The sequence below is a fragment of the Maribacter sp. TH_r10 genome, assembly GCF_033101095.1.
GTDB classification, from domain to species: Bacteria; Bacteroidota; Bacteroidia; order Flavobacteriales; family Flavobacteriaceae; genus Maribacter_A; species Maribacter_A luteus.
In genome coordinates, this window is sequence record NZ_JAWMPY010000009.1 from 59,487 (window position 1) to 80,633 (window position 21,147).

A 21,147-nucleotide genomic window follows, 5' to 3' on the forward strand; every position below is an offset into this window, starting at 1 on the left:
GGAAACAGGAAAAGCTAATTCAATCTTTTCAATATCTTTGTAATACAAAAAAAATAAATTATGAGTAAAAAACCAAGCCTCACTTTTGATGTACTTATTGAAATACCTAAGGGAAGTAGAAATAAATATGAATACGATTTTACATTGAATAAGATCCGATTCGACCGAACCTTGTTCTCGTCAATGATGTACCCGGGTGATTATGGGTTTATTCCAGAAACCTTGGCCTTGGACAAAGATCCCTTGGATGTTTTGGTGTTGTGTACGGAACCTACCTTTCCTATGGTGGTGGTAGAGGTAAAACCTATAGGGGTTTTTCATATGACAGATGAGAAGGGACCGGATGAAAAAATAATATGTGTGCCCATCTCCGATCCTATATGGAGTAAAAGAAATGATATAATGGACGTGAACCCACATAGATTAAAAGAAATAGAACATTTTTTCCAAGTATATAAAGATTTGGAAGAGAAGAAAGTAGATGTTGGCGGATGGGGAGATTCCAAAGAAGCTGTTCAAATTTATCATGAATGCGTTGAGCGTTATGAGAACAGTGAGCATAAGAAAAAACGTACGTTCACTATTTAAATCTGAATTTAAAGGTATCAAAAGTGGCTTTTCAATATTGAAAAGCCACTTTTTTTATCTATTTGATTTTCTTACTTTAGCGCGTATTTTAAAAACCTAAATAACTGAAAAATGGATTTAATAGTGAAATTTTTACCGGCCTTTGGAGTTTTGGCTCTTATGTTCGTGTTTATCAAGAACATGTGGGTTTCAAAACAAGAAGTTGGTGATGCAAAAATGGCAAGAATTGCCAAGAATATTGCTGATGGTGCAATGTCATTTTTAAAAGCTGAATACAAAATATTGTCAATTTTCGTGATCGCAGTGGCGATTCTCCTCTACTTTAAAGGAAGTAATGAAACCGGATCCCATGGAATGGTGGCAATTTCTTTCGTTGTTGGGGCCATTTGCTCCGCATTAGCCGGTTTTATAGGCATGAAAGTGGCTACAAAGGCAAATGTTAGAACTACACAAGCGGCTAGAACCTCATTGGGCAAAGCCCTTGAAGTTGCTTTTGCCGGGGGTGCTGTTATGGGTCTTGGGGTCGTAGGTCTTGGGGTTTTAGGATTAAGTGGTTTATTTATAATTTATCAGAATATTTGGCCTGGTGCAGACAATCTGGGATTGGTGTTGAATGTGCTATCAGGATTTTCACTTGGGGCATCTTCCATCGCCTTGTTCGCAAGAGTTGGTGGCGGTATTTATACCAAAGCTGCTGATGTCGGTGCTGATTTGGTAGGTAAGGTAGAAGCGGGAATTCCTGAAGATCACCCATTGAATCCAGCTACTATTGCCGATAATGTGGGTGATAATGTTGGTGATGTTGCCGGGATGGGGGCCGATTTATTCGAGTCTTATGTTGGTTCTATCATTGGTACAATGGTCTTGGGGGCTTTTATCATTACTCCTGATTTCGCTGGTTTAGGAGCGGTTTATTTGCCATTGGTACTAGCTGCAGTAGGTATAGTAATGTCGATTATAGGAACATTCTTCGTTCGGGTTAAAGATGGGGGGAACCCTCAAACAGCTTTGAATATCGGGGAATTTGGTTCGGCCGGTTTAATGGTTGTGGCATCCTATTTTATTATTACCGCAATGATTCCTGAATCAGTTGACGGTTTGCCAAGTGGGGCTATGGGTATTTTCTGGGCTACTTTGGCCGGTTTGATAGCCGGTTTGGGCGTAGGTAAAATAACTGAATATTATACTGGTACAGGTACAAAACCCGTAAACTCTATTGTGCGACAATCAGAAACTGGGGCAGCGACTAATATTATCGCTGGTTTAGGAGTAGGTATGATGTCTACAATGATTCCTATATTATTGATCGCGATCGCGATTGTGGTTTCGTTCCATTTTGCCGGTTTATATGGTATCGCCATCGCCGCCGTTGGTATGTTGGCCAATACTGGAATTCAATTGGCCGTAGATGCTTACGGACCTATATCCGATAATGCCGGTGGTATTGCGGAAATGGCCGAATTGCCAAGCGAAGTTCGTGAACGTACCGATAAATTGGATGCTGTAGGTAATACAACCGCCGCAATTGGGAAAGGATTCGCAATTGCTTCGGCAGCTTTGACAGCTTTAGCCTTATTCTCAGCATTTATGAAAGTCGCAAATGTTTCTGCTATCGATGTTTCTAAACCGACTGTGATGGCCGGACTTTTGGTAGGGGGTATGTTGCCATTCGTATTTTCGGCCCTATCAATGAATGCCGTTGGGCGTGCCGCTATGGCAATGATAGAAGAAGTAAGACGTCAATTTAGGGATATACCACAATTGAAAGCTGCTTTGGAAGTCATGAGGGCCGTTGATTCCGATATGACAAAAGCAACTCCAGAACAAAGGGCTATTTTTGATGAAGCTGATGGTTTGGCCGAGTATGATAAATGTGTGGCCATCTCCACACAAGCATCGATTAAAGAGATGGTATTGCCTGGCTTGTTGGCAATTGCCGTTCCTGTAGCAGTTGGTTTTATAGGAGGTGCGGAAATGTTAGGAGGACTACTTGCCGGGGTTACTACCTGTGGGGTGCTCATGGCAATTTTCCAATCCAATGCAGGTGGTGCATGGGATAATGCCAAAAAGATGATCGAATCGGATGGTAGAAAAGGTTCGGATGCACATAAAGCGGCTGTTGTAGGTGATACCGTTGGTGATCCATTTAAAGATACTTCAGGACCTTCATTGAACATTCTTTTGAAATTAATGTCAGTCGTTGCATTGGTGATCGCACCTAGTATAGCTATATCGGCAGATACTTTGACGGCCTATAATGAACAGAAAGCGGTTACCGAAATGGTGGCACAGGAAGTTCGGAAAGAGGTCAGGGTAGAAATGAAAAAGAATGATGACGGAACGGTAAATGCAACTGTAACTACTGCTGAAACCTTAAACGGTGAAAAGACTGTTTCTAAAGAAGTGTTCACAGGTAGTGAGGAAGATGTAAAAGCTAAAATAGAGGCTTATAAAGGAGCTGATTCCGATATAAGTATCAAAGTAAAGAAAGAAGTTGAAGAGGTTATAAATAAATAATAACCCAAGTTCTTTATATAAATAAAAACAAACCCTGATAAAAGTTGTCAGGGTTTGTTTTTTTATTGATTTATTGAAGTTTAAAATTAATAGGAATACTGAAAGGAACCTTTACGGCTGTTCCCCTTTGTTTGCCGGGCTGCATTTTTGGTAATAGTTCAATGATGCGTACGGCTTCAGCTTCTAGATATTTATCCGGTCCCCTTTTTTGAATGTGTCCGATACTACCGTCGATCTCAATAATAAATTGCATGTAAACCTTGCCCTGGATTCCCATTTCCAAAGGAATATCGGGATATTTAAAGTTTTTTCGAATGTGTTTGTTCATCTGTTCTTGAAAGCAAGCCCGTTTATCGGTTGCATTTTCACATCCTGGAAAAACAGGCACATCCTCTATTACAGAAAAAGGAACGGGAGGCAAATCAACAGGGTCGTCGATGACATCAATATCGTTGACATCCAGAATTTCTTTTTCCGTGTCGCTTTCCAAAGATTCTATTACAGTTTCAATTACTGGGTCATCGTTTTCCGCAACCTGGATTATTTCCGGAATTACCGGAGCGGGAGGTGGAGGCGGTATATTCAACGTAATGATTGGCGGTAATTCTCCAGGCAGTTCATCAGGATTGTTAATGGCTTCGGTGAAGTAATGGGGTTTGTCGTAGGTTTTCCATTCAAAAGCTACATAGGTCAGTACCATGACCATGATTAGTCCTATTACAAAATAAAGTCCGCTGTTCTTGTTTAAATCCCTCTGGGGATATTTTTTTGGTTTCATCATTCAAAATTTTAGGTCCTTCCATTGAAAGGAGCGGTTATACAATGGTTACAAGTCTACTATATCGGTGTCCGGAATTGATATAATCGGTTTCTAGGCTTGACGAATGTTTTGAATGAATCTACATCTTATTCGGTGTTCCCCAAATCAATTTTGAGTGAAGGGTCTATTCTATTGAGTGAAATATACCTTTGAAAGAGTAACGTGTTTGTTAAAAGTGGTATTACCTCCTTTTATGTAGGAATAAAACCAATGGACTTCTCCTTTATCTTAGAAATTTCAGGGATGTACCTTCCGGTATTTCGTAAGCATCTTTTCCTTTCTCGAAAATCCGGGCATTAAGCTGACTACCTTGAAGTGTTGTTTCTTCGTTTTGAACTCGGATCCAACTGCCTTCCCGTAAACCGATAACCGGAGTGTTGTTGAATTCATGAAATTCTTTGATACGTGTTTCCCGCGTTTCCCCTTTATGGGTTGAATTTGGGTCTGGGTCAAGGTAATGCGGGTTGATGTTAAATGGAATTATTCCCAAACTATCAAAACTTGGTGGATAGACAATGGGCATGTCATTGGTGGTTTTAATGGTAGGGCCGGCAATATTACTTCCGGCACTGGTGCCCAAATAAGGCGTTCCGGAATTGATTTTATCCTTTAAAATTGGAATGATCCCGTTTTGATAAAGACCGTTGACCAGTACGAACGAATTTCCTCCACCAGTAAATATACCCTTGGCTTTTTTTATTGCTTCAATAGGGTTTTCAAAAGTGTGAAGGCCAACGATTGACTTATTTATATTCTTGAATCCTTTTTTGGCGATTTTAGTGTATTCATCATGTGATATGCCACCCGGTCTTGCATACGGAATGAAAACTACTTCATCGGTATTCTGAAATAATTGTTCTAAGCTATCGAACAAATAATCCAAATAAGTACCTCCGAATATTGTAGATGTACTGGCAAGCAGGCAGTTTACCATAGTCGACCTTTATTAGAACAGACCGTTGATCTCTGCATCTATCTTGTTCAAAATTTCACCAAGGTCCTCAGGATTATCCACGAAATCCAGGTTGTCGACATCAATAATCAGGAGTTTGCCTTTTTCATATCCATAGATCCAAGCTTCGTAACGCTCGTTCAACCGACTTAGGTAGTCAATGGAAATGGTGTTTTCATAATCCCGGCCACGTTTATGTATTTGGGATACCAGATTAGGTATAGTGCTTCTTAAATAGATCAAAAGATCCGGGGGTTGCACCAAGCTTTCCATTAGTTCAAAAAGACTCGAATAGTTATTGAAATCCCTATTGGTCATCAGTCCCATAGCGTGGAGGTTAGGTGCAAAGATATAAGCATCCTCATAAATGGTCCTATCCTGAATAATGTCTTTGCCGCTTTCCCTGAAGCTGAGTACTTGACGATATCGATGGTTTAAGAAATAGATTTGAAGGTTAAAGCTCCACCGTTCCATTTGGTTGTAAAAATCATCCAAATACGGGTTGTCAACAACGTCTTCAAAATGGGCTTCCCACTTATAGTGTTTTGCCAATAGTCTAGTTAAAGTGGTCTTTCCGGCGCCAATATTTCCTGCAACGGCAATATGCATAGGGTATTCAGATTTGTGTTTTTCAATTGAGTTTAGGGGAGTACAATATACAAGATAACTACAGGATGAAAAAACCTTTATGTTAATATCGAAAAAAAAATAGTTGAAAGGTGTTTTTTTTTGAATTACAGATTAAACCTTATGCCTATCCTATAGTCCTACACTATATAATTCGATTTACATTTCACCATGACCAAAATAAACCATAGTTCAGTACATCGACCTGGATGCAGAAATTCTTTTAAAGATACAATTGTCCAACAAATAAGGAATAATATTTTATTCATTCTTGTAATGGTCATTGGTATGCATGCTGGTTTTGCACAGGACTTTCAGGGAAAGGCCACATATGAGAGTAAGACCCAAGTGAATATAGATTTTGGTAATAGGCAAATTCCCGAAGACCGAAAGAAGGAAATCATGGAACGGATGAAGAAGGCAAATGAAAAGACATTTGAACTTTCTTTCAATGCCACGGAATCAATATATGAAGAAGTTGAAAAATTGGAACAACCCGGTAATTCAGGGCCAAGAAGAATGCGCTTTGGGGCTATGGGATCAGCAGGAGGTGATTTATATAAAAATATTAAAGAAGAAAAGTACCTTATTAAGAATGAACTTTTTGGCAAGATTTTTTTAATAGACGATACTCTTGAAAGATTAAATTGGCAATTGGGTAGCGATACTAAACAAATAGGTAATTACACGGCATATAAAGCTACTGCGGTTAAAACGGTTAAACGCCCCAATATGCAGGCATTGTTCCGTGGTAGAAGAAGGGATAATGATAACGCCGATAATAAGGAAAAAGAAAATAACGAGCCCGAATTTATAGAGAAGGAGGTTGTCGTAGAAGCATGGTATACACCGGAAGTCCCTATAAATCATGGTCCTTCTGAATATTGGGGATTACCAGGACTTATTTTGGCCGTTAGTGATGATGTTACTACCATAATTTGTTCCAAGATCACCTTGAACCCTAAGGATAAAATTGAAATCAAAGCTCCAAAAAAAGGAAAGAAGGTCACACAAGCCGAATACGATGAGATATCTCGCGAGAAAATGATAGAAATGAGGGAGAACTTTCGTAACAATCGAAGTGGCGGAGGCGGACGTGGAGGTGCAAGATTTTAGTGCAGACAATTGACAGAATCCATTATTTCTTCCCTAAAAAATATATTTAGATGAAAATTACGTTGAATATGCTGGTCTTTTTGGCCTTGGGATTTTTTGTTTCGGCCCAAGAGATTACATTAACGGGAACGGTTAAAGATAGCACGGGAACAGGTGTTGATATGGCCAATGTGATTGCCATAAATACGGCTACAAAAGGTTTGGAGTCTTATGGTATCACCAATCACTCCGGGCAATACAAATTAAATTTAAAAACCGGGAGTCAATATACGGTCAAGGTTAGTTATTTAGGCCTAAAGACCGAGTCTTTTACATTTACCGCACAGCAAACGGATGCCGTAAAGGATATTGTAATGGAGGAACAGGCCAATCAGTTAGATGAGGTTGAGGTTACCTATGAAATGCCCGTTTCGGTCAAGGGGGATACGATCGTTTATGATACCGATTCCTTTGTTTCGGGGACAGAGAAAAAATTGAAGGATGTGCTCGAAAACCTTCCGGGAATAGAAATCGATGACGACGGAAAAATAGAAGTTGAAGGGAAGACCGTGACCAAGGTAATGGTCGAAGGAAAGGACTTTTTCGATGGGGATTCCAAAATTGCCGTTGAGAATATTCCCGCCAATGCTTTAAGTAAGGTAGAGGTACTTAAAAATTACAACGAGGTTTCACAAATGAAAGGTCTCACCAATGATGATGACAATGTAGCCTTGAATATTCGATTAAAAGAAGGTAAAAAGAAATTTTGGTTCGGGGAGCTAACAGCGGGTTATGGGCCTGATGATCGTTATCTGGCACATCCAAAACTGTTTTACTATAGTCCTGAATATAGTATAAATATCATAACCGATTTAAATAATTTGGGTGAGGTACCCTTCACCCGTAGTGATTATAGGAATTTCACAGGAGGATTTCGGAGTATAAATGTACGCGGAGGTAGCTCAATTGATATTGGATCAGATGGTCTGGGTCTTACTACGGCCCAAAATAATAGGGCGAACGATATTGATACCAAATTTGCCGCGGTTAATTTTAGTTATGCCCCGACCAAATCATTGGATTTAAGCGGTTTTGGAATTTATTCTTACACAGGCACCTTGATGAAGTCACAAAGCACTACTACCTATATTGCCAGTAACGATATTGAGAATGCAACAACCAATACCGATCAAACGGTGCAATTGGGGCTTGCGAAATTAAGTGCAAGGTATAAGCCTAGTGTCGATCTTCAGGTAGATTATGATGTGTTATTAAAGCAATCCAATGATAATGAGGTGGTTGGTGTATTGTCCATATCGGATATTACAGATGAGATCTCAGAAGAAAAACGGCAGAAACCATTATCCATAAACCAAAATGCCAACTTGTATTACACCTTGAACGACAGGAATATTTTTGCTGTGGAGGCCCAGTATCTGTATCAAGATGAGGATCCATTTTATGAGGCTATTCGAAGTGAATTCGCTTTTACCGAAATTTTTCCGGTAGATGAAGATCAAGAAATTTATAATTTGAATCAAATAAAGAATACGGTAACCAATAAGGTTGATGCGAAGGTCGACTATTACTATGTGTTGGGAGACAAAAGTAATTTGAACTTTACTTTGGGGACAACACAAAGCCATCAGAATTTCAACTCCGCTATATATCAGATATTGGACGGGGATAATATTTTGGATATTGAAGGCTCGGACTATGAAAACGATGTGACCTATAGTGTTTCTGATCTTTATTTAGGTTTTCATTATAAGGTTATATCCGGGATTTTCACGTTCAACCCTGGGGTTACCTTGCATCAGTTTAATGTAAAGAACGAACAATTGGGAACTACGGTAAAAGATGATCTTACTTCCTTGTTGCCAGATGTTTATATTAATGCCCAATTGAAAAAATCGGAAAACCTTAGGTTTAATTATAGGGTAACCCGGTCGTTTACTGATGTCAATAAATTTGCACAGGGGTATGTACTTAATAACTACAACTCTGTTTATCAAGGGAATAGAGGTCTGGAAAGTGCCTTGAACCATAATCTCTCATTGAATTTTTTCAGTTTCAATATGTTCAATTTCACGAATATTTTCGGGAATGTCACTTATACGAAAAGAATCGACGCCCTGAAAAGCAGTGCTGAAATTGTGGGGATTAACCGTATCAGTACCACAATCAATTCAAACTTCGAAGATGAATCGTTTTCGGCCAATGGGCGCTATGAGCGTACTTTTGGTAAAATTAAGGGTTCGGTGCGAGGTAGTTTGGCATGGTCGACCACCAATAACCTGGTAGACAATGCACAACTCACTTCCAATGCATTTACCCAAAATTATCAGGGGGCTGTGTCTACAAATTTTAAAAATGCACCCAATCTTGAAGTAGGGTATCGCTATAGTGTGAACAATTATGACAACGGCGGGCGGGAAACCACCTATTTCACTAAAAGACCTTATGCCAGGTTCGATACGGCTTTCCTTAAGAACTTTATCTTGACCGTAGATTATGATTATTACGATTACACCGATAAAGAAGGTACTATTGATAATAAGTATAGCTTCTTGGAATCGGATTTAACCTACCAACAGAAAGATAGTAAATGGGAATTCGGAATCAAGGGGACTAACCTGTTAAATACCAGTATCCTTAATAGGGATAGTACAAGCGACTTGTACTTTACCACACAATCTTACTTTGTGCAGCCGAGATATGTGCTATTTACGGTTAAATATGATATATAGTACGCTGAGGTATTGATTGCGAATACAATTGAATATTTTGGTGTTTTTTTGATAAAATACAATCGGTTTATATTATATAAGAAAAACATTTTTTATACTTTTGTCCCCAATCTTGAGAGGAAAGATTTGACTGATTGCAACCTCATAGCCTAAAATTTAAATTAGGGCCTGGTTCTTAAGGGAACTGGATACTGGACTAAGTTCGGTATTGTAAAAATGCTAAAGCAGTGATAACTGATTTCATTCAGTTTATTCGCCTTTTTCGCAATCTTTTTTTATTTCCTCCTATCTATTTTTATAAAAATGGCATATTTATTTACCTCAGAATCTGTTAGTGAAGGGCATCCGGACAAAGTTGCCGATCAAATCAGTGATGCATTATTGGATAGTTTTTTGGCTTTCGATCCCGAAAGTAAAGTAGCTTGTGAAACCTTGGTAACTACTGGGCAGGTAGTCCTGGCCGGTGAAGTTAGGAGTGATACATATCTAGATGTACAGAATATAGCACGCGATGTCGTAAATAAAATAGGATACACGAAAGGGGAATACCAATTCAGTGGCGATTCATGTGGTGTTATTTCTTTGATTCATGAACAATCACAAGACATTAACCAAGGTGTTGACCGTGGGTCTAAAGAAGAGCAAGGAGCAGGGGATCAAGGAATGATGTTCGGTTATGCCACCAAGGAAACCGAAAATTATATGCCTTTGGCTTTGGATATTTCCCATAGGATATTACAGACCCTCGCAACCATTAGAAGGGAAGGGACCGAGATTTCATATTTAAGGCCTGATGCCAAGGCCCAGGTAACTATTGAGTACTCCGACGATAATGTTCCGCAGCGTATCGATACCATCGTTGTATCTACACAGCATGATGCTTTTGATGCCGATGATGATAAGATGCTTGCGAAGATCAAGGACGATATTATTTCAATCTTAATGCCTAAGGTAATTGAGCAATTACCGGAAAGCGACCAAGCTTTATTCGATGATCAAATAAAATATCATATAAATCCGACCGGGAAATTTGTAATAGGAGGTCCGCACGGTGACACAGGACTTACGGGAAGAAAGATCATAGTAGATACTTATGGTGGTAAAGGGGCACATGGCGGTGGTGCTTTCAGTGGCAAGGATCCTAGTAAAGTGGATCGTAGTGCAGCCTATGCGGCACGTCATATTGCAAAAAATTTAGTGGCTGCCGGAGTTTCTGATGAAATATTGGTACAGGTAAGTTATGCCATAGGCGTTGTAGAGCCAACATCGATTTTTGTGAATACCTATGGTACATCTAAAATTTCATATTCAGACGGGGAAATAGCGACCATAGTATCGCAATTGTTCGATATGCGTCCTTTTGCCATAGAAGAAAGACTTAAGCTTCGTAACCCTATTTATTTGGAAACCGCAGCTTACGGTCATATGGGTAAAGAGCCCCAGACAATAACAAAGATTTTTGAATCCCCTTATAATGGTAGGATTGAAAAAGAAGTGGAGTTGTTCACATGGGAAAAATTGGATATGGTAGATGCGGTAAAATCCGCATTTAAAATGTGATTTTTTTTAAAAAGATTAGGAAAAACCAAATACACGGCCTTATATTTGCCGTTCAAAAGTTCAAACACATATTGAATTGTTATCAAGAAAGGTGGAGGGAATAGACCCTGTGAAGCCTTAGCAACCCTTTGCCTCCTGTGCAAAGAAGGTGCTAAATTCTATCTTGAGGCTGAATGTTTTCAGTATCCTTTAATTTAGGCAAGAATAGATAACGAAACGAATTACATTTTTGTAATTGTCTCTTTCTTTTTAACTTTTTGATTATTCCTAGTTGCGAATCGCAGCACAGGTACTAGTGTTTTGATTTATTTTATTAACAACATAAACAAATTAAAATCATGGGTAATCAAAAATTTACAACAAACGCATTGCATGCCGGTCATGACACCACGAAAACGGGTGGAACACGAGCAGTGCCTATTTATCAAACTTCATCGTATGTATTCGATAATACCGATCATGCCGCTAACTTATTTTCGTTGGCAGAGCTGGGTTTTATCTATACAAGGTTGAACAACCCGACCAATGAAATTTTACAGAATAGGTTGGCTGCTGTAGAAGGTGGTGTAGGTGCTGTGGTCTTTGCTTCAGGGACTTCCGCTATTTCCACAACTTTATTGACATTGTTAAAGGCGGGAGATCATATTGTGGCTTCCAGTAGTTTATATGGGGGTACTTTTAATTTATTGAACGTTACTTTACCAAGGTTGGGAATTACGACCACGTTCGTCGATGCTTCAGAACCTGCAAATTTCGGAAAAGCGGTACAAGATAATACAAGGGCAATTTTTGTGGAATCGTTGGGAAATCCAAAATTAGATGTGTTGGATCTAAAATCTATTTCAGAACAAGCCAAAACAGCCCAAGTGCCTTTCATTGTCGATAATACTGTTGCATCGCCAGCTTTGTTGAATCCTATTGAATACGGTGCGAACCTTGTGATCCATTCGCTGACGAAATATATCGGTGGCCAAGGAACTTCTTTGGGTGGTGCTGTAATCGATGCAGGTACATTTGATTGGGCAAACGGCAAATATCCGGAATTCACCGAACCTTCTGCAGGTTATCACGGTTTGGTATATAGCGAAGCCTTAGGAGCAGCGGCATTTACATTTAAATTGATTTTGGAAGGATTACGCGATTTCGGAGGTGCACTTAGTCCGTTTAACGCTTTTCAGATCATTCAAGGTTTGGAAACATTATCCGTTCGTATAAAGCAGCATAGTGAGAATGCGTTGGAGTTGGCTACATGGTTAGAAGGACGGGAAGAGGTCGCATGGGTAAATTACCCAGGTCTGAAAAGTAGCAAGTACTACGATTTGGCCCAGGAATATTTGCCAAAAGGTCAAAGCGGTTTGGTAACATTCGGTGTAAAAGGTGGGTTCGAAGCTGCAAAAAAAGTCACCGATGCGACTAAAATATTCTCTTTATTGGCCAATATCGGTGATACGAAATCTTTGATCATCCATCCTGCGAGTACAACACACCAACAATTGACGGAAGAGCAACAAGAAACCGCAGGGGTAGGTCAGGATTTGATTCGTTTATCTGTGGGATTGGAAGATATAGAAGATCTTAAGGCTGATTTAGAACAAGCTTTTTCGACAATTGGATAATCGGATTTATCTTAAATTTAGAGTACTTTTCAACAGTTAGGTTAGGAGGTGTTCAAATTAATACAGAACTTATAGAATGCTACATCAATTAGAAATTAAAGATTTTAAGACAATAAGCGGAGTGTCCCAGGATATTTCACTGTCTTACCAGCTTTTTGGGAAACCACTTCATGAGGCACCTATTGTCTTGGTCAATCATGCGCTTACGGGAAACTCCAATGTAACTGGGCCCGACGGGTGGTGGTCTGCCCTGATCGGGGAAGGAAAATGTATCGATACCAATAAGTATACGATAATGGCCTTCAATATACCCGGTAATGGTTATGACGGTTTTGTCATTGAAAACTATAAGGATTTTGTAGCAGGTGATATTGCCCGTATTTTTTTATCGGGATTGAAGGCATTGAAAATAGATAAACTCTTTGCTTTATTGGGAGGTTCCTTAGGTGGGGGTATTGCTTGGGAAATGGCTGCGATTGACCCCAGTTTAACGACCCATTTGATTCCGGTTGCTTCTGACTGGAAATCTACCGATTGGTTAATAGGTAATTGCCAAATACAAGAACAGTTCTTGGTCAACTCCAAACAGCCGGTACACGATGCCCGTATGCATGCCATGCTTTGCTATAGAACGCCAGAATCTTTCAAAGAAAGGTTTAAGAGAAGTACCAATGAAGAGTTACAGGTCTTTAATGTGGAAAGTTGGTTAATGCACCATGGGGAAAAGTTGAAAGACCGTTTTCAACTATCCGCTTATAAGTTGATGAACCAATTGCTGAAAACTATCGATATTACTCGGAATGGGGAATCTGCCTTCGTGGATCTTCAGAACAGTGATACCAATATACACATCATCGGGGTTGATTCCGATTTGTTCTTCACGGCAAAGGAAAACAAGGAAACGTTTAAGCAATTGGCACAGGCCAAAAGCAATGTTACCTATGGTGAGGTACAATCGTTACATGGGCATGATGCCTTTCTTATCGAGTTTGAACAAATGCAAAAACTCCTTAACGGAATCTTTAATGCAGATGGAAAGACCGACCGGGTTACCATATTGAAATTCGGAGGAAAATCATTGAGCAACGGGGAAGGTTTGGGCCATGTTTTGGATATTATTGTCAATAAAGTCGAAAACGGAGAGAACATTGCAGTGGTACTTTCGGCTAGGGAGAAAGCTACCGATCAGTTAGAGACCATGCTGGAAAAGGCAGCACGGGGAGAAGATTATTCAAAGGACTTCACAGCTTTTGAAAACTACCAGACGCATACCTTTAAAAACGTGAACCTGGAAAAGGATTATGAAGCATTGTTCAAATTGTTCGAAGGTGTTTCCCTTTTAGGGGATTACAGTCCTAAAATTAGGGATCAAGTCTTGGCGTTTGGTGAGCTTATTTCCGCAAAACTGGTTACCAAGCTTTTGATAGGAAGGGGGATTAAGGCAAAGTTGATGGATTCCCGTAGATTGATCAAAACAGATAATACTTTTGGCGATGCCCATGTAATCGAAGCTCTTTCCAAAGAAAACGTATTGCGCGAATTTTCACGTTTGGATCATGATACTGTTCCTATTATAACTGGTTTTATAGCATCTACGGAAGATGATGAAACCACAACCTTGGGAAGAAACGGCAGTAATTATTCCGCGGCCATGATGGCCAATTACCTCGATGCGGTAGAGCTTCAGAACTATACGCATGTCGATGGTATATTTACAGCGAACCCTGATTATGTATCAGAGGCAAAACGAATTTCGGAACTTTCATATAGTGAGGCCAATGAATTGGCAAATTTCGGGGCAACCATTTTACATGCAAAGACCATCATCCCTTTGATTGAGAAAAATATTCCTTTACGAATATTGAATACGTTCAAGAGCGATAATGAGGGAACATTGATAAGTGCCAAATCCAATAAAGAGGGGATAAAATCCTTATCGGTCATAGAAAATGTAGCTTTGATCAATCTTGAAGGTAGGGGCTTATTGGGCAAAGTAGGTGTAGATGCCCGAATATTCAGATCCTTGGGGGATAATAATATTAGTGTAAGCATTGTGGCACAAGGCTCTTCGGAACGGGGGATCGGTTTGGTAGTGAATGCGGATAAAGCACAAAAGGCCAAGCTGGCCCTGCAGCGCGAGTTTGCCCATGACTTTCAGTCGAAAGACATTAATCAGATAACAGTTGCAGAAGATGTTTCCGTTATTTCCATTGTGGGCCAAGACCTAAGTACCTTCCATAAACCGTATAACGCTTTAATAAAGAATCAAATAGTGCCGTTGCTTTTCAATAATACGGTATCGGGTAAGAACGTAAGTTTGGTGGTTCGAAAAACTGATTTGAACAAAGCGCTAAATGTTATGCACGGACAGATTTTCGGAATTAGCAAAAAAGTCAACATCGTTGTTTTTGGGCATGGTAATGTTGGTGGAACGTTAATAGACCAGATTCTTAAATCTTCGAAAACCATAGAAAAACGTAAAGGCATCGATTTGAATGTTTTTGCCGTAGCAAATTCGAAAAAGGTTCTTTTGAATAAAAAGGGCGTTTCAAAGAATTGGTTAACGGCCTTGGAAGACAAGGGTGTACCCTATGAAATAGGGGATATTTTCGAGTATGCCAAAAAGAACCATTTAGAGAATTTAATTGCTGTGGACAACACCGCTAGCCAGGATTTTGTCGCCCATTATTTTGACTTGGTGGAAAATGGATTCGATTTGGTTTCCTCGAACAAAATAGCAAATACCCTTGGGTTCGATTATTATCAATTGCTGAGAGAGGAATTGGATAAAAACCAAAAACAGTATTTATATGAGACGAATGTAGGGGCTGGCCTACCTTTGATCGATACCATTAAATTATTACATTTATCGGGAGAGAACATAACACGGATCAAAGGGGTTTTTTCAGGCTCGTTGAGCTATATTTTCAATACTTTCTCAGAAGCCGACGCCTCATTTGCGACCATAGTTGAAGATGCCATGAACAAAGGGTTCACTGAGCCCGATCCTAGGGAGGATCTCTCTGGGAATGATGTAGGTCGTAAACTTTTGATTCTTGCGCGTGAGTTGGATCTAAGGAACGAGTTTTCTGATATACATATTCAAAATCTTATTCCGGAGGAATTGCGAACAGGAACGGCCGATACGTTTTTAAGTAAGTTAAACGTGTTGAACGAAACCTTCAACGAGTTGAAGAAAAATCAAAAACCAGATCATGTGTTGCGCTATGTTGGTGATTTACATGGTGATTTAACAAAGGAAAAAGGTACATTGGAAGTGAAATTGATATCGGTCCCAAAAGAAAGTGCTTTAGGACAGGTAAAAGGTTCGGATTCCATTATAGAAATATACACGGAATCCTATGGGGAACATCCATTGGTCATACAAGGCGCAGGAGCAGGTGCGGCGGTAACGGCAAGGGGTGTATTCGGGGATATTTTAAGAATCGCGGAAAAAGGGTGATTATGAATAAAAAGTATGAGTTTGAAACGGAAGCTATTAGAACACAGTTAGAACGTTCGCAATTTTTGGAACATTCGGCTCCATTATATTTAACTTCCAGTTTTGTGTTCGAAGATGCCGAGGATATGCGCGCTTCGTTTGCGGAAGAAAAAGAAAGGAATATCTATTCCCGATATTCCAATCCCAATTCATCAGAATTCATTGAAAAGGTGTGCAAGATGGAAGGTGCAGAGGATGGTTTTGCCTTTGCTTCGGGAATGGCGGCTGTCTTTTCCACCTTAGCAGCTTTGTTAGACAGTGGTCATCATATCATTTCTGCCCGGAGTGTCTTTGGTTCAACACATAGTTTGTTTACGAATTTTTTCCCCAAGTGGAACATTTCACATAGTTTTTTTAAGATAGATGAGTTGCATACCATTGAGGAAATGGTGACTCCACGAACTAAAATACTTTATGCGGAAACCCCGACCAATCCCGGTGTGGATGTTTTGGACCTCGAAGAGCTCGGCAAAATAGCCAAGAAACATAATTTGATCTTGATTATTGATAATTGTTTTGCATCCCCCTATTTACAACAACCTATAAAATTTGGTGCCGATTTGGTCATTCACTCAGGTACCAAATTAATGGATGGCCAGGGTAGGGTACTGGCAGGTATTACCGTAGGTAGTTCGGAATTGGTAGACAAAGTTTATCGTTTTTCCAGGATTACGGGGCCTGCATTATCTCCTTTTAATGCATGGGTGCTGTCGAAAAGTCTTGAAACGTTGGCGTTAAGGGTTGATCGGCATTGTGAAAATGCTTTGAAATTGGCCCAATACTTAGAGCAGCACCAAAAAGTGAATTGGGTTAAATATCCCTTTTTAAAATCCCATCCAAAATATGAAATAGCCAAAAAGCAAATGAAAGCTGGTGGTTGTGTAGTGGCCTTTGAGGTAAAAGGCGGATTGGAAGAAGGACGTAAATTTTTCGATGCGATACAATTACTGTCTTTATCGGCCAATTTGGGAGATTCAAGAAGTATCGTTACCCATCCTGCATCAACGACCCACAGTAAGTTGTCGGCCGAAGAAAGGGCATCGGTGGGTATAAGTGATGGTTCGGTTCGGATCTCGGTAGGCCTTGAGAACATTAACGATATTATTCAAGATATTGAACAAGCCCTTGGTTAGTTTTACCATAATAGATAAAATGAATCTAAGATTTTGCATATCTTCGCAAAATGCTTTCCAAGAAAACGAAATACGGTTTAAAGGCTTTAAGTTACCTCGCTTCATTAGAAGATAGACAGCCTGTACAGATCGCTGAAATTGCGAAGCATGAAAACATTTCCCAGAAATTTCTGGAGAGTATTCTACTTACGCTCCGTAAATCAGGATTGCTGGGCTCTAAAAAAGGTAAAGGTGGTGGGTATTACCTCATTAAAGATCCCAAAGATATTTTAATGACCGACGTCATGCGTATTCTTGAAGGGCCAATTGCCCTAGTACCATGCGTAAGCCTTAATTTTTATGAAAAATGTGAAGACTGCCCAGATGAGGCAACTTGCTCGGTACATAAATTAATGCTGCAGGTCAGGGATAGCGCTTTGACCGTTTATAGGCATAATACCTTGGCGGATTTAATTAAGTAAATCTCGATTGTACTTAAGGTTTAACGATTTACCTATTATTTAAAAGATTCGTCAATGATACCAATTATTGATCGATAATTCTTTTGATAAATAGCTTAAAATTTAAAAATCTACTAAATCAATAGGGTAAATCTAATATTTATAAAAAATTAACGTGTCAATTTCATATATAATTCTAAATTTGCATAGTCTATCAAATCGATAGGGTATTAAACTGAAACATAATGATTGCAGACCAATTGATTTTAAATAAAAAAACGACCAAGAGTGATTTTGGCACGGATAAAAAATCAGAAAGTCCAGTACGCAGTATAGCAAAAGCATTGAGCTGGAGAGTTGTAGGAACCTTGGATACGTTGGTTATATCGTATCTTTTGACGGGGGAAATCACCATAGCTGCGTCTATAGCTTCAATAGATTTTATCACAAAGATGATTTTGTACTTTTTTCATGAAAGGGCATGGAACCTTGTGAATTGGGGAAAAAAGTAAATCGATAAAAATTGGACTATGGCTTTTACTGAAGATCAAATCAAAGAATTAAATATAGAATTTAAGGATGCAAAGCCCGAGGAAATTATTTCTTGGGCCATTGAGCATTCAAAAAATGCTGTGGTGACAACGAATTTCAGACCTTACGAGGTTGCTATTCTCAATGCGGTCACCAAAGTAGAACAGGATATTCCTGTTGTATGGTGCGATACGGGATATAACACGCCCCAGACTTATGCCCATGCAGAGGAGCTGATCGGTACATTAAAATTGAATGTGAAATTATATGTACCCAGACAGACCGCGGCACATCGGGATGTTGTTATGGGTATACCTGGAATAGACGATCCAAGACATGCCGTGTTCACCGATCAGGTTAAATTAGAACCTTTTAAAAGGGCCATGGCAGAGATAAAACCCGATGTTTGGTTTACCAATTTAAGAAAAGGGCAGACCGCACTTAGGGATACATTGGATATTTTCAGCTTAAGTAAAGACGGTATTTTAAAAGTTAGTCCGTTTTATAGCTGGACAGATGAGCAGTTGGATAAATATTTGGAGGAAAGAAAACTTCCGAATGAACATAGATATTTTGATCCTACGAAGGTTCTTGAGAACCGTGAGTGTGGATTACACATCTAAATTAGATTTTTAGTATGGAATTAATGAAAGATACATCACACATAAACCCATTGGAAAATGAGGCCATTTACATTATTAGGGAAGTGGCGGCGCAGTTTGAAAAACCTGTTCTTTTGTTTTCCGGTGGAAAGGATTCGATAACCTTGGTACGTTTGGCGCAGAAAGCGTTTTACCCTGCCAAGATACCTTTTCCACTGATGCACATAGATACCGGTCATAATTTTCCCGAAACCATTGAGTTTCGCGATAGATTGGTAAAAGAATTAGGCTTGGAGCTTATCGTAAGGAATGTCCAGGACTCTATAGACCAAGGAAAGGTTAAAGAGGAGACAGGTCGTTATTCCAGTAGAAACGCGTTGCAGACCACTACCTTATTGGATGCCATCGAAGAATTCAAGTTCGATGCTTGTATAGGTGGGGCAAGACGTGATGAGGAAAAAGCAAGGGCCAAAGAACGTATTTTCTCAGTAAGGGATGATTTTGGCCAATGGGACGAAAAAAATCAGAGACCGGAATTGTTCGATATGTTGAACGGGCAAATTGATTTGGGTCAAAACGTTCGTGTTTTTCCAATAAGTAACTGGACCGAGTTGGATGTATGGTCCTATATTGAAAAGGAGAATATTGAAATACCATCAATCTATTTCGCACATAAAAGAAAAGTTTTCTTGAGGGACGGGATGATTTGGTCGCACTCTGATTATGTGTATCAAGAAGATCATGAAGAGGTGTTGGAAGAGCTGGTTCGTTTTAGAACGGTAGGAGATATGAGTTGTACGGCAGCCGTTTTTTCGGAAGCTGCGGATATTTCCAGTGTGGTTCAGGAAATCAGGGAGTCCACAATTTCGGAAAGAGGGGCGAGAATAGATGATAAAAGGTCCGAAGCGGCCATGGAGAAAAGAAAACAACAAGGATATTTTTAAATTTTTCAAAATTTAAAATTTGCTTTTGACGTTTGGTCATCAGCTTAATCAAATCATTAAAATTTAGCCAGTAGCGAATAGCTAATGGCGAATAGCAAAATAGAATGGAAGTATTAAAAATTGCGACAGCCGGTAGTGTTGATGATGGTAAAAGTACCTTGATCGGTAGGCTTTTATATGACACGAAATCGTTGACTACTGATAAATTGGAGGCCATTGAAAAAACCAGTAAGCAGAAAGGATATGATTATTTGGATTTTTCCTTGGCTACTGACGGATTGGTAGCCGAAAGGGAACAGGGAATTACCATTGATGTTGCCCATATCTATTTTTCAACACCCAAGAAAAGTTATATCATAGCGGATACTCCCGGTCATGTGGAATATACTAGGAATATGGTAACAGGGGCATCAACATCACAGGCAGCGATTATTTTGATCGATGCTAGAAAAGGAGTGATTGAACAGACGAATCGCCACTTTTTCATCAATAACCTTTTGCGGATAAAGAATGTTATCGTTGCGATTAATAAAATGGATCTGGTTGACTATTCCGAAGAAACCTATAATGCGATTAAGGCCGATTTTGAGACTTTGATGGAGAAAAGGGATTATCAAGACCAGAATATCACCTTTATTCCGGTTAGTGCCCTTAAAGGGGATAATGTAGTTCATAAAGGTGAGAATTTTTCTTGGTATGATGGTAAGACCTTATTGGAGCATTTAGAACAATTGGATAAAAAGGATGTGTTCAACGTGGGTACACCAAGATTTCCAGTTCAATACGTTATTCGACCAAAAACAGATGAATTCCATGATTTCAGGGGATTTGCAGGTAAAGTCTATGGTGGTGAATTGAGTGTAGGGGATGAGGTCGTGGCCTTACCTTCCCAGACAAAATCAAAAATCAAGGACATTTATTTTTACGATAAGAAGTTCGAGACGGCTTCTAGACGTTCTTCTGTGACCATTACCCTAGAAGATGAAATCAATGTAAGTCGTGGGGATATGTTGGTTAAAGTCGGTGATATGCCGAAAATAGACAAACAATTTACCGCTACCATATCTTGGATGGATGCCAAAAACATGAATGCTGGTGGTAAATATATCATTCAGCATGGGGTAAACAAGGTCTTGGCCAAAGTTGATAGTATTCACCACAAGATCAATCCTGATTATTCGGGTATTGAAGAAGTGGATTCCCTAAAGATCAATGATATTGCCAAGGTATCTTTTAAATTGAACAAACCAATTTTCTTTGATGCTTTTAAAGATCATAGAACAAATGGGTCATTTATCTTAATAGATACACAATCCAACAACACGGTGGGTGCCGGTTTTATAAATTAATTTTTTGAACACATAGCGAATTGACCAAAATTCAATCGCTTGTGGTTTTAATTACCTATTAAAACTATGGGCAAAATAGAAGAATATGGCAGGGTATTTTGCTTAAAATTTATCAATAATA

The 21,147-nt window shown here is 39.3% G+C and carries 16 protein-coding genes and 1 riboswitch; of the genes, 13 read left to right on the forward strand and 3 right to left on the reverse strand.

The window, feature by feature from the left end:
* The first annotated feature begins 60 nt into the window (after positions 1-60).
* Entirely contained in the window at positions 61-588 is a 528-nt protein-coding gene (locus R3X28_RS16985; RefSeq protein WP_154369037.1) for an inorganic diphosphatase, read from the forward strand.
* A gap of 111 nt (positions 589-699) precedes the next feature.
* Positions 700-3,105 carry a sodium-translocating pyrophosphatase gene (locus R3X28_RS16990; RefSeq protein WP_317665930.1) on the forward strand — a complete coding sequence of 802 codons (2,406 nt, stop codon included), beginning with the start codon at positions 700-702 and terminating at the stop codon, positions 3,103-3,105.
* Between the two features lie 70 nt (positions 3,106-3,175).
* Here the strand turns inward: R3X28_RS16990 and R3X28_RS16995 are convergent, their stop codons facing one another.
* From R3X28_RS16995 to R3X28_RS17005, 3 genes are all read right to left on the reverse strand, one after another.
* On the reverse strand, positions 3,176-3,886 hold the full coding sequence (locus R3X28_RS16995) for an energy transducer TonB (RefSeq protein WP_317665931.1): 711 nt from the start codon (positions 3,884-3,886) through the stop codon (positions 3,176-3,178).
* Between the two features lie 262 nt (positions 3,887-4,148).
* Positions 4,149-4,859: a dipeptidase PepE gene (pepE, locus tag R3X28_RS17000; protein WP_317665933.1), complete on the reverse strand. Its 711-nt coding sequence runs from the start codon at positions 4,857-4,859 to the stop codon at positions 4,149-4,151.
* A gap of 12 nt (positions 4,860-4,871) precedes the next feature.
* Positions 4,872-5,486, reverse strand: a complete 615-nt coding sequence (locus R3X28_RS17005; protein ID WP_154369032.1) for a deoxynucleoside kinase — start codon at positions 5,484-5,486, stop codon at positions 4,872-4,874.
* A 189-nt stretch (positions 5,487-5,675) separates the two neighbouring features.
* Here R3X28_RS17005 and R3X28_RS17010 point away from each other — a divergent pair, with 189 nt between their 5' ends.
* From R3X28_RS17010 to R3X28_RS17060, 11 genes are all read left to right on the forward strand, one after another.
* On the forward strand, positions 5,676-6,620 hold the full coding sequence (locus R3X28_RS17010; protein ID WP_154369030.1) for a GLPGLI family protein: 945 nt from the start codon (positions 5,676-5,678) through the stop codon (positions 6,618-6,620).
* 50 nt (positions 6,621-6,670) lie between these two features.
* On the forward strand, positions 6,671-9,349 hold the full coding sequence (locus R3X28_RS17015; RefSeq protein WP_317665936.1) for a TonB-dependent receptor: 2,679 nt from the start codon (positions 6,671-6,673) through the stop codon (positions 9,347-9,349).
* Between the two features lie 303 nt (positions 9,350-9,652).
* Positions 9,653-10,909, forward strand: a complete 1,257-nt coding sequence (metK, locus tag R3X28_RS17020) for a methionine adenosyltransferase (protein WP_282056778.1) — start codon at positions 9,653-9,655, stop codon at positions 10,907-10,909.
* A gap of 76 nt (positions 10,910-10,985) precedes the next feature.
* A riboswitch (SAM riboswitch) is annotated at positions 10,986-11,124 on the forward strand.
* 123 nt (positions 11,125-11,247) lie between these two features.
* Positions 11,248-12,525 carry an O-acetylhomoserine aminocarboxypropyltransferase/cysteine synthase family protein gene (locus R3X28_RS17025; protein WP_154369024.1) on the forward strand — a complete coding sequence of 426 codons (1,278 nt, stop codon included), beginning with the start codon at positions 11,248-11,250 and terminating at the stop codon, positions 12,523-12,525.
* A gap of 76 nt (positions 12,526-12,601) precedes the next feature.
* Complete coding sequence (thrA, locus tag R3X28_RS17030; RefSeq protein ID WP_317665940.1) at positions 12,602-15,988, forward strand: bifunctional aspartate kinase/homoserine dehydrogenase I; 3,387 nt, start codon at positions 12,602-12,604, stop codon at positions 15,986-15,988.
* Between the two features lie 2 nt (positions 15,989-15,990).
* Positions 15,991-17,160 carry a trans-sulfuration enzyme family protein gene (locus tag R3X28_RS17035; RefSeq protein ID WP_317665942.1) on the forward strand — a complete coding sequence of 390 codons (1,170 nt, stop codon included), beginning with the start codon at positions 15,991-15,993 and terminating at the stop codon, positions 17,158-17,160.
* 50 nt (positions 17,161-17,210) lie between these two features.
* Positions 17,211-17,621, forward strand: coding sequence for an RrF2 family transcriptional regulator (locus tag R3X28_RS17040; protein WP_154369018.1), 411 nt, complete (start codon positions 17,211-17,213; stop codon positions 17,619-17,621).
* A gap of 224 nt (positions 17,622-17,845) precedes the next feature.
* Positions 17,846-18,112: a DUF2061 domain-containing protein gene (locus R3X28_RS17045; RefSeq protein ID WP_154369016.1), complete on the forward strand. Its 267-nt coding sequence runs from the start codon at positions 17,846-17,848 to the stop codon at positions 18,110-18,112.
* Positions 18,113-18,130: 18 nt separating this feature from the next.
* Complete coding sequence (locus R3X28_RS17050) at positions 18,131-18,754, forward strand: phosphoadenosine phosphosulfate reductase family protein (RefSeq protein WP_317665945.1); 624 nt, start codon at positions 18,131-18,133, stop codon at positions 18,752-18,754.
* Positions 18,755-18,777: 23 nt separating this feature from the next.
* Positions 18,778-19,677: a sulfate adenylyltransferase subunit CysD gene (cysD, locus tag R3X28_RS17055; RefSeq protein WP_154369012.1), complete on the forward strand. Its 900-nt coding sequence runs from the start codon at positions 18,778-18,780 to the stop codon at positions 19,675-19,677.
* Between the two features lie 104 nt (positions 19,678-19,781).
* Positions 19,782-21,026 (forward strand): sulfate adenylyltransferase subunit 1, encoded by a 1,245-nt coding sequence (locus tag R3X28_RS17060; RefSeq protein ID WP_154369011.1) that lies wholly within the window; start codon positions 19,782-19,784, stop codon positions 21,024-21,026.
* The last annotated feature ends 121 nt before the right edge of the window (positions 21,027-21,147 follow it).